This window comes from Pseudoalteromonas sp. S1727, assembly GCF_005886375.1.
Taxonomy (GTDB): domain Bacteria; phylum Pseudomonadota; class Gammaproteobacteria; order Enterobacterales; family Alteromonadaceae; genus Pseudoalteromonas; species Pseudoalteromonas haloplanktis.
The window spans coordinates 89613-100420 of sequence record NZ_PNDT01000016.1; the positions used below are offsets into that span (position 1 = coordinate 89613).

General features: G+C 41.0%; 11 protein-coding genes. 5 read left to right on the plus strand and 6 right to left on the minus strand.

Annotation, left to right across the window (positions count from 1 at the left end; translation table 11 throughout):
• Window positions 1-15 precede the first annotated feature (15 nt).
• The 3 genes from purB to CWB85_RS05610 all read left to right on the plus strand — a co-directional run bounded on the left by purB (window position 16) and on the right by CWB85_RS05610 (window position 3075).
• Window positions 16-1386 carry an adenylosuccinate lyase gene (purB, locus tag CWB85_RS05600; protein ID WP_016707290.1) on the plus strand — a complete coding sequence of 457 codons (1371 nt, stop codon included), beginning with the start codon at window positions 16-18 and terminating at the stop codon, window positions 1384-1386.
• Window positions 1387-1458: 72 nt separating this feature from the next.
• A complete protein-coding gene (locus CWB85_RS05605) occupies window positions 1459-2604 on the plus strand; it encodes a ribosomal protein uL16 3-hydroxylase (protein ID WP_016707291.1) in 1146 nt (381 codons plus the stop codon).
• Window positions 2605-2616: 12 nt separating this feature from the next.
• On the plus strand, window positions 2617-3075 hold the full coding sequence (locus CWB85_RS05610; protein ID WP_016707292.1) for a GNAT family N-acetyltransferase: 459 nt from the start codon (window positions 2617-2619) through the stop codon (window positions 3073-3075).
• 100 nt (window positions 3076-3175) lie between these two features.
• Here CWB85_RS05610 and CWB85_RS05615 read toward each other — a convergent pair whose 3' ends face one another.
• The 5 genes from CWB85_RS05615 to CWB85_RS05635 form a co-directional block, all read right to left on the minus strand.
• A complete protein-coding gene (locus CWB85_RS05615; protein WP_016707293.1) occupies window positions 3176-3640 on the minus strand; it encodes a DUF4826 family protein in 465 nt (154 codons plus the stop codon).
• 140 nt (window positions 3641-3780) lie between these two features.
• A complete protein-coding gene (locus tag CWB85_RS05620; RefSeq protein WP_138554339.1) occupies window positions 3781-4572 on the minus strand; it encodes an SDR family oxidoreductase in 792 nt (263 codons plus the stop codon).
• Window positions 4573-4598: 26 nt separating this feature from the next.
• A complete protein-coding gene (locus CWB85_RS05625) occupies window positions 4599-5102 on the minus strand; it encodes an Mpo1 family 2-hydroxy fatty acid dioxygenase (protein WP_138554340.1) in 504 nt (167 codons plus the stop codon).
• An 87-nt stretch (window positions 5103-5189) separates the two neighbouring features.
• Entirely contained in the window at window positions 5190-5603 is a 414-nt protein-coding gene (locus tag CWB85_RS05630; RefSeq protein ID WP_249314795.1) for a hypothetical protein, read from the minus strand.
• An 87-nt stretch (window positions 5604-5690) separates the two neighbouring features.
• The gene (locus CWB85_RS05635; RefSeq protein ID WP_138554342.1) at window positions 5691-6365 is read right to left on the minus strand and encodes a Crp/Fnr family transcriptional regulator; all 675 of its coding nucleotides are present in this window, start codon (window positions 6363-6365) and stop codon (window positions 5691-5693) included.
• Window positions 6366-6415: 50 nt separating this feature from the next.
• Here CWB85_RS05635 and CWB85_RS05640 point away from each other — a divergent pair, with 50 nt between their 5' ends.
• Complete coding sequence (locus tag CWB85_RS05640; protein ID WP_138554343.1) at window positions 6416-7741, plus strand: amidohydrolase; 1326 nt, start codon at window positions 6416-6418, stop codon at window positions 7739-7741.
• Between the two features lie 57 nt (window positions 7742-7798).
• Here the strand turns inward: CWB85_RS05640 and CWB85_RS05645 are convergent, their stop codons facing one another.
• On the minus strand, window positions 7799-9685 hold the full coding sequence (locus CWB85_RS05645) for a M61 family metallopeptidase (protein WP_212748232.1): 1887 nt from the start codon (window positions 9683-9685) through the stop codon (window positions 7799-7801).
• 290 nt (window positions 9686-9975) lie between these two features.
• Between CWB85_RS05645 and CWB85_RS05650 the strand changes: the two genes are divergently transcribed.
• Window positions 9976-10602 carry a trimeric intracellular cation channel family protein gene (locus CWB85_RS05650; protein WP_138554344.1) on the plus strand — a complete coding sequence of 209 codons (627 nt, stop codon included), beginning with the start codon at window positions 9976-9978 and terminating at the stop codon, window positions 10600-10602.
• Window positions 10603-10808: the final 206 nt, after the last annotated feature.

Sequence of the window (10808 nt, forward strand, 5' to 3'; positions counted from 1 at the left end):
AATTTAGGAGTTATTATGGAGCTTTCAGCGTTAACAGCTATCTCTCCGGTGGATGGTCGCTACGGCAGCAAAACCACTGAACTACGCAGTATTTTCAGCGAATTTGGCTTGATTAAATACCGTGTAACAGTCGAAGTTCGTTGGTTACAAGCCCTTGCATCAGCGGATGCTATCCAAGAAGTACCGGCATTTAGCGACGAAGCCAATGCTTTACTTAACGCGATTGTTGATAACTTCAGCGAAGCCGATGCGCAACGTGTAAAAGATATCGAACGTACCACAAACCACGATGTAAAAGCGGTTGAGTACTTACTAAAAGAAAAAGTAGCAGATAACGCCGAGCTACATGCAATCAATGAATTTATTCACTTTGCTTGTACATCAGAAGACATCAATAACTTGTCTCACGGTTTGATGCTAACCGAAGCTCGTAACGAAGTATTACTGCCTTACTGTGATCAATTACTTAATGCTATTAAAGAAAAAGCCATTGAGTACAAAGCTGTTCCAATGATGACCCGAACTCACGGTCAACCAGCAACACCTTCGACGATGGGTAAAGAATTTGCCAACGTGTATATGCGCTTAAAGCGTCAACGTGACCAAATTGCCCAAGTTGAAATGCTCGGTAAAATTAATGGCGCGGTAGGTAACTACAACGCTCACCTAAGCGCTTACCCTGATTACGATTGGCACAACCATGCTGAGCAATTTGTAACGAGCCTAGGCTTAACATTCAACCCGTTTACAACACAAATTGAACCGCATGACTACATTGCTGAATTATTCGATGCCATTGCCCGTTTTAACACGATTTTATTAGACTTCGATCGTGATGCATGGGGCTACATTGCGCTTAACCACTTTAAGCAAAAAACCATTGCTGGTGAAATTGGTTCATCAACTATGCCACACAAAGTTAACCCGATTGATTTTGAAAACTCAGAAGGTAACTTAGGTCTAGCAAATGCTATTTTTGGCCATTTAGCACAAAAGCTACCTGTCTCTCGCTGGCAGCGTGACCTTACTGACTCAACGGTACTTCGTAACTTAGGTGTTGGTATGGGCTATGCGTTAATTGCATACCAATCAACGCTTAAAGGCGTGAGTAAGTTAGAAGTTAACGAAGAGCGTTTACTTGAAGAACTTGACCAAAACTGGGAATTGCTCGCAGAGCCAATCCAAACAGTTATGCGTAAATATGGCATCGAAAAACCATATGAAAAGCTTAAAGATTTAACTCGCGGTAAACGTGTTAACCAAGAAATTATGGCTGATTTCATCGATGGTTTAGAATTACCAGAAGAAGCTAAAGTTGAAATGAAAAAACTTACGCCAGCTAATTACATTGGCCGTGCTGTCGAGTTCATCGACAACTTAGCATAAAGGCTTTTAGCTAAAACGTTTATAAAGCGAAAGGCCCTTGCCTTTCGCTTTTTTATTTTTAATAGGCGCAGCATGTATCAACTAACTATAAATGGCTTAACTGAGCAACAATTTCTAACCCAATATTGGCAAAAACAACCGCTCTTGATCAAACAAGGTTTTGTAGAATTTGCAGATCCACTTGATGCTAATGAGCTTGCTGGCCTTGCTATGGAAGAGAGTATTGAATCACGAATAATCACAAACCAGAACAACGATTGGCAAGCACACCATGGTCCATTTGAAAATTTTGAATTACTAACAGAGCAAAATTCGACCCTATTGGTACAAGCCGTTGACCACTGGCATCCTGCAGCTGCACAGCTTCTTGAGCCATTTAGATTCATTCCGAATTGGCGTATTGACGATTTAATGATCAGCTTTTCAACGCCAGGCGGCGGTGTAGGCCCACATTTAGATCAATACGATGTATTTATCATTCAAGGTGAAGGTAAGCGCCATTGGCGGGTTGGAATGCCTGATGCGAGTTTAAAACAATTTGCACAAAATAAAAGCTTATTACAAGTTGAACAATTTCCTGCTGTTATCGATTGTATCCTAGAACCTGGCGACATTTTATATATTCCGCCAGGCTGTCCACATGAAGGTTACGCTGTAGAAAATGCGCTGAATTACTCTATCGGTTTTCGCGCCCCAAATCAGCGTGATTTACTGTCAAACTTTGCCGATCATATCATTGATAAAGAAGCTGGAAATAAACGTTATCAAGATCCAGCAATCACATTACGTGAGTCTAAAGGTGAGATCCAATCAACAGAGGCCGATAACGTAAAGCAATTAATGCAGGCTATCTTAGAGGACGACATCTTATTTAAATCTTGGTTAGGAACTACATTGAGTCAACCTAAGCATGAGATGGATCTAATGCCACCAGAAGATTTATTTAGTAGTGAGCAAGTGAGCGAGCTAATAGCGGATGATGAGATTATTTTTGAGCGTTTAGGTGGTACTCGAGCGCTATATCAAGTTTTTGAAAACGAAATACTTCTAAGTATTAATGGCGAAAATTATACCCTCCCTGAGAGTGATTTAAGCGCGGTTAAATTACTCACAGATCACACCACAGTGACAGCAGAGCAACTTAATAGTTCAAAAAATAGTTTATTATTTGTACAAACCTTTACTACACTTCTTAATGAGGGGATTTGGTTTTGCTAGGAGTGGGTATTTATGGGCTATCATATCAGCAAAGTAGAATGGGAGTTAGGTAAGGAGTTACTGCAACAGATCAGAGAGCGGGTTTTTGTATATGAACTACATATTCCCAAGCATGTTGAGTTTGATAACCTTGATCGGTGCGCTCATCATATTTTAGTCACCGATGATAGCCAAAGCCCTATTGCAACCGGCCGGTTATGTAACGATGGGCTAATTGGGCGAATTGCGGTGCTACCCGAGCATCGCAACCGTTCTGTATATCGCTCACTACTCACCTATATTGTTGAGCTTGCACAACAACAAGGCTGTGATTGCGTCAGTATTAATTGCATTTTAAACGAAGTAGAGCGATTTAAACGCAATGGTTTTGAGCAACAAGGTCATGTGTTTATGGAAGCAGGAATTCCGCGGCTGCGTATGCAATGCCCGATAAATAGATTTAATACAAAACCGTTCACGCTGGTTCATTAAATAAATATAAAAAAGCGAACTTATTAAGCTTGAAGAGCCAGATAATACGTTCGCTTTTGTACTTATTAACTTAAGTTGAGCTAGTATAGCTGAGCTAATGTTATTTAGGTTCGTTTAGCCACAACTCTTCTTTTTCGTACATCTCATAAAGACCGTGTGCACGATTAATTAAAAGATTAGCAAAATCAACTTGGGTTTTATCACGCGCGCCGCCGCTGTGAATGATTTGATCCGCTTTTAACTGCCATTGCAAAGAAAAATAACGCAATGCTTCACGGGCGTTTTCTGCCACTGACGCTAGCGCATGATCTGTTGGCAGACGACCTGTTATAACCCAGTAGCTTTTTCCGTCTTGGCCTTTAAACTTCCAAAGTGCACACAGTGGGGCAATAAACCGGCTTTCTTTTTCTATTAAGCTCTTTGGCATTACGCCTTTTTCTGCTAAATGTTTTTGCGCGTTTTGAAAGCATTCTCGCTGCCACATTACACTCTGCTGATGAGCCAATGCTTGCTCTTCGGCTGTTAGCGGCTTGGCTTGCTTTGATTCCACTTGTTCTTTATCCATTACAATAGTTACTCTTTTACAACATTTTTTACACTTTAAGGGCATATAATTGATGGTGCAAGTAATAAAAGACAAAACGGTGTGGTTACCCGCGTGTTTGTTTGCTATTCAACCAATATGCACAACTGACCAAATTTATATTACCGATAGCTGGTTCTTGCCGTTAAACGGTTAAATAAACCCGGGAAAAAACGTTTTATAGTAGGCGCCCAACCACTGATCCCCTCACCTATTACAACTTCATCTTTTCTGTTCGCAATGGCGTGTATCATCTGTTTAACGGCAACCGTAACGTCCATGCCATTTTCAATAGAGGGTTCCGCTTTATTTTGCGCCACACCATGCTCATTTAACGAATTATGTGCGATAGCCGTTTTAATTGAACCAGGGCATACTGTTAAACAATGAATGTTTTTATTTGACACCTCTGCGCGCAGGCAATCCATAAAACCCACTACCGCATATTTAGAGCCTGAATAACCCGTTCTAAACTGAGAACCTACTTTCCCCGCTACACTGCTGATTGATACAACCGCCCCCCCGCCTTGTGCCACCATTGAAGGTAACACTGCTTTGGTAAGTGCCACTAAACCAAAGTAGTTCACTTCCATTAACTGGCGATACACTGAGAAATCATTTTCCAAAAATAAGCTACGCTGCGACACACCGCCGTTATTGATCAGAATATCAACCTTACCAATGTCGTTGATGTGCTGAGTGACGTATTCAAGTACCTGCTCTGGTTGTGCTAAATCAAGAGGGATAACTTGATGCTGGCTACCGTTTAACTCACTGCATAACTGTTCAAGCTTAGCAACATTCCGTGCTGACAAAATAACCCGCGCCCCCAGCTGTGCAAATTGAATTGCCAACTCTTTACCAATGCCTGAAGATGCACCGGTGATCCACACTGTTTTATTATTAAAATTCATTATTTACCTTTATTGATATTGGGTGTTTAAGGTTTAGTTGGTCCGGCAATTTCAGTCACTTCATGTTCGAGTTTTTTATACAGACCCAACATAAAAAGTAGTTCGGCAAGGACAAACAAAGGACCAATAACAAGGCCCACTATATCATCAACAAAGGCTGGCTTTTTTCCTTCATAATAATGACCGATAAACTGTAATACCCAACCAAGTACAAAAAGTCCAACACTTATCAGCAACCAATGACTAAAAGCAAGGTGCGCTATGGGGGCTGCAGCAATCGACAATAATACTAATAACACGGCCATCATTAACGCCAATGACACACTGAGCATTAAGTAATAAACCACAGACACGAACACCACAAGCTGTGCACCATTTATCACAAACTCTCCAAGTGGAATATGAATACGTGCAAGTAAACAAATGACCGCAAATACAATCAAAGGTATACCAAAAAAGTGCGTTAAAACATTTCGTTTTGAGCGGTGATATAAGCCATACTTACCAAGTTGTTGTTGTAACGTTTTCATCGCATATCCTAGTTTTATCATGTAATAAAATTACTTTAGCAAATAACTATAAAGTAACAATGTCTGCTAGCCGACATTTGAATAAAACTATACTAATGCACTGATAATCTTGCCTTTGTCGTGTTCTGGTGCTTTGGGTTGCAGTTCTCGCCCTTTTTGATACTCTTGCTCAAGCATTTTTTGCATATTTGCCATTTGTTCAGATAATGCTGTTGTATCACCGTCATGATCTTGTATTTTTTTCGCCAGCTCTTCTATCGCCGCCTTAAGTTCAGCTATTTTTTCTTTATCGACACCTAATCGTTGATAAATAAGCGCTTCTTTTGCCTGTTCAAGAAAGCTTTTTTCATAGCGTGGGTTTTTAAGAGATGTTGTTGTATCAACTTGGCTAGTATTTGCCATATCCGGCAATTCAGTTGCCGCTTTAGGAGGTATCACTGTTTGTGTTTGATCAGGCGCACGATATGGCTGTGTACGGTACTGATTATTAAAGGTAAGCATGCTCATTGCCTCAATTCCATTGAAAAGATGGGTCACTCCCCATGCTAAGCAATTATGAAGCCAGTTAGCTAAAAACGGATAAGAAATTTACTGTGCCAATGCCGCCAACTTTTCTTTATCTATAATTTCTACCCGTTGATAATGTAAAGATACAATGTTTTTTTCGCTCAGCAGTTGCAGAATTTGATTAATTGTTTGCCGAGTTAAGTAGGTCATATCTGCAAGTTGTTGTTGTGATAACATGATTGTTGCAGTATTTCGAGCAAGTGAAGTCGCTGTCATTATCAACAATCGCTTACACACTTTTTGCTGTGCAGTTAATAAAGCGTGATCTTCTAATGAAGTGAACAATAAGCGCATTTTTTGTGATAATAATACCCCAAAGTCATGCCAATATATCGGCTTAGCGGCCAATAGTTGTATCAGTGCACAATAGGGGATAAACAGTAATCGGCTCGGTATTTGTGCATGTACATCATGAGTGCGCAGGCCGCCATCGAATAATGCTACTTCGCCAAACCAAGTCGAAGCGTCAATAAAAGTCAAAACCGCCTCTTTTCCTTCGCTATTTGCACCACTGACTCGTATTACCCCATTAAGTACAGCGTATAAACCTGAGTTTTCATCACCACGCAAAAATAACGCCTCACCAGCGTCGAGTTTAATTACTTTTGCATGTTGCAATAACGACTGCTGAAATTCGTCAGCGCGGCTACTAAACCAGTTTCCTTGGTTAATTATCGCACGGTCCTGTTCATTCATATCGCTTTACTCTACAGTAGTTTAATACTCTAATAATAAAAGGGATTGCTATGTTAAACAAAATTATTTACAGCAGTTTATTACTAAACGGCATATTGATAAGCACGTTATCTTCCCCTAGCTTTGCAGCAGCTTATGATCAGCAGCTCAACAATAATCTAAAAAAAGCCAATCACAGTGTCAGTGAAAAAGTGATCACGTGGCGACGTCATCTGCACCAATACCCTGAGCTGAGTAATCGCGAATTTGAAACTGCTAAATACATTACTAAACATTTAAAAGCAATGGGCCTCGAAGTTCAAACTGGGGTAGCTCATACTGGTGTGGTGGCTAAACTCAAAGGCGGTAAAAAAGGTCCTTTAGTGGCGCTGCGTGCCGATATGGACGCCCTCCCAGTTACTGAGCAAGTTGACTTACCATTTGCATCAACCCAGACCTCAACCTACCGTGGCAATGAAGTCGGTGTTATGCATGCCTGTGGTCACGATAATCATGTTGCTATTTTGATGGCTGTGGCAGAGTCTTTAGCTAAAGTTCAAGATGACTTAGCGGGTGATGTCCTGTTCGTATTCCAACCAGCGGAAGAAGGTGCACCAGACGGCGAGGAAGGCGGTGCTGAACTGATGCTCAAAGAAGGTTTATTCAAAGAAAAACCCGTAGCGGTATTTGGTTTACATGTAACCAGCTCATTAAATACAGGCCAAATTGGCTTTCGTGAAGGCCCACTTATGGCCAGTGAAGATTCTTTTACTATTAATGTTCAAGGTCGCCAAACCCATGGTTCACGACCTTGGAATGGGGTTGATCCAATCGTCGCAGCTTCGCAAATTATTATGGCCACACAAACCATTTCATCTCGTCAAGTTGATGTTACCAAAGCGCCCTCTGTTATCTCCTTTGGGGCTATTAATGGCGGCGTCCGCTCAAATATCATTCCTGATAGTGTTGAGTTAATTGGCACTATTCGCACCTTTGACCAAACAATGCGTGCAGATATTAAAACACGGTTAGCGAAAACCGCCGAACTAGTAGCAGAATCTGCCGGCGCTAAAGCCGATGTACATATCGATCATGGCTATCCGGTTACTGTGAATGATGTAAAACTCACCCAAAAAATGACGCCAACACTCGCTAAAGTGGCTGGGGCTGAGAATATCATTACCACTGATTTGATCACCGGTGCTGAAGACTTCAGCTATTACGCATTAGAAACTCCGGGCTTGTTTTTTTTCTTAGGTGTTACACCCCAAGGCCAAGATGCCAAAATGGCGGCAAGTAATCACTCGCCACAGTTTTTCGCCGACGAGAAAGCATTGCAGCTGGGGGTTGATTCAATGACTCAATTGGTTGTGGATTTTTTTGCTAATGAAAAATAATTCTTAATAAAATATACCCACATGATGTGGGTATATGAACATTTATGGAGCTAAGGCTTAGCGCGCAGTAAGTAACTGCGATAAGTAATCTGGTTTTCCTTCGATACGCTCAAGATGAGGGTATTTAAGGCCATCATGGTAATCTATCTGAATTTCACTGTACTGATCAAAGTTTTTCACCAGTAGCTTAATTGGCGCTGTTGTGCCTTTAGCATCAGTGACGGCATCTTTAAGTGCATCACCACTGAACTGCGTATTATTAACCGCAATAATTTGCATACTTGGCGCAAGACCCGCATTAAATGCAGGGCTATCCCATAATACATCGCGCATTTTGCCCTCTTTATTTACTGAAAAGCCCAGAGAATAAAGTAGATCCGTCGCTTTATAGCGGGTTTCAATTGCTTTAATGCCATCAGAGGCTTTATCGTTATAAATCAATTGCCAACCTTGATCTGCAAGTGAGTTAGACAAATTTACATGGCCTTTTAAACGCGCATTAATAAACTCATCCCATTGGTACTTTTCAATCCCATTGAGAGTATTGATCACATCGTCAAATTTATAGGTCAGTACATTCCAATCACCGGGGTTTACACCAAAAAAGTCGTGAGCAAAATCATCTAATGAATGACCGTTGTTACTCAATTCACGTAATTTCGCATCAACAGCAAACCAAATTAACTCGCCCCCTGAGTAATAATCTTCACTCATTTGATAGCTGCGATAAGGCAAAGATGAGCGCTGAGCGATGGTTGGATCGTTAGTAGTATCTAAAATATTGCGCCATGTCATACCAGGGCGACCTTGATCATAGGTTGCGCCTAAACGGGCTAGCATGTCCATCGTATTTTCTTGGCTCCAAAGTCCTGAACGAGCCGCAATAACTTGCCCCCAAAACTGGGTTTGCCCTTCATAAACCCAAAGGCCATTCGCTTCTTTTACCTGATTATAGGTCGGTGTCCATAAGGCTTCAGGTCGACGATATTTACCATTCCAAGAATGGTTAAATTCGTGCGCTAATAAATCGCGACCCACCCATGACTTATCCCAATCGGTAAAGTAATTTTCTTTCGCGCTATTTTCACTTGAACGATGATGCTCCATACCAATACCGCCTAACTTATCTGTAAGGGCAAGTAAAAAGTCATAATGATCAAAGTGGTGTGCACCATAAAGCGCATACATTTGCTGAATAAGCTCACGGTGTGCTGTTAACCCTTCGTCACTGATCTGAAGATCTTTTTCTTTATCTGCAAAGATATTTAAGAACACTTTAGTATCAGCATTTGGGTTTAAATCAACACGTTTATAGTGGCTACCAGCAAACATAGGCGAGTCGACTAGGTTTTCAAAATCAATTCCCTCAAAGGTAACTGTATTGTCTTTTTGCGAAGACTTTTCAAGTGCAGTAGCAAATTGCCAGCCTTTCGGCAACGTTACACTTGGTTGAAATTTAATTTTACGACTGTAATGCCCTGCGGGATAAAGCGCTACTGTATCCCATTGTAAGTTGAGCATTTCTGGCGTCATCATAACGCGTCCTTGCTCTGAACTTTGTGGTGACAAAAATTGATATTCAACATGCAACTCACGTACACCCTTAGGAACCTTAAAGTTAAAAGCGTATACGTTAGCAGGATCGCGTTGCCATGCGATCGCTTTACCTTTTGCTGAAATTTTCAATCCAGCCAACTGACTTATTGGTCCAACCGGTGAATGGTGTCCTGGTATCCACTGTGGATAAAGTAATGTCATATCACCAGAGTTTACTGGGATGGTTTCGTTTATTTGAAAAATACGATGAGCAAGATCGGTAGCATCAACTTTGATTTTAATTGTTCCGGGAAATACTTTATCAACCGGATTTTGAACGCCAGCCGAAGCTGATAGAGCAAGGCCCATAAAAGAACTGAGGGCAGCAGCGATAACATAATTTTTCACTTACTTCTCCAATAAAGAAGCGCAAAGCACGCGCATTTAGACTTGTCCTGATAATGTGAGTGCAAAACACTCGGAAACCTCCACTTATTTCAGTAATTACTGAAACAACCATAACCTTATAACGCCATGAAACCCTAATAGCAATAACTTATGGGACCAATGACGATTAAAAGCGTTAAAGCGATCACTACCTATTATGACAATTAATCACATAGCGTTATATTAAGGTGCTATAAATTTAAAGTCAGTTACACTTATCCACAGTTATTTTTAATGGAATAAATATCAAAGTGACTGCTGACTATTTTCACTTTTTAAACATTATTGGGGTTGCCTTTTTCGCAATTTCAGGGACGTTGCTTGGCCATGATAAAGATATCGGAGGATTCGGTGTTGTCGTCGTCGGTACGGTTACAGCCTTAGGCGGCGGCACACTACGTGATGTATTATTAAATCAGCCAGTGTTTTGGATTGCCCAGCCCGATTACTTATACGCAACGTATGCTGCAATCTTCGTTGCTGTGATATTTATTCGCTATATGCCTGATGTATCGAACTATTATATGTTACTTGTTGATGCCATTGGCATGGCAATTTTTAATGTAGTTGGTATCGAAAAAGCATTAATCGAAGGCACGACCATGATAGTTGCAATTACCATGGGCATGACCACGGGTATATTCGGCGGTTTGATGCGCGACGTAATTTGCCGCGAAGTCCCGCTGGTGATGCGTGATGAACTCTACTCCACCGCTTGTTTTTGCGGTGGCCTTGCTTACGCAGCACTATTTTTATTAGGCGTTCCTTACTTATGGTGTATATTTGGCTCGTTATTTATTACCGTATTTTTACGACTCGGTGCCCTTCGCTGGGGCTGGCAACCAAATATATTCAGAAAGAGGACTATCAGAAAGTAATAAGCTATCCGTTAAATAAATAGCTGAGTTGTTATTTTAATTTTTAATTCTCGATTACAATTCAATAATACCAATCGTGTTAAGTTACTGACCATTTATAGCGACAGATAAATGGAGTGATAACAAGGCATAAATTTTGACATGTGGTTGTTCTCGGCAATTGCTCCTGCATTGCTCTACCTCCTGCATCCATGCAGTCGTACATG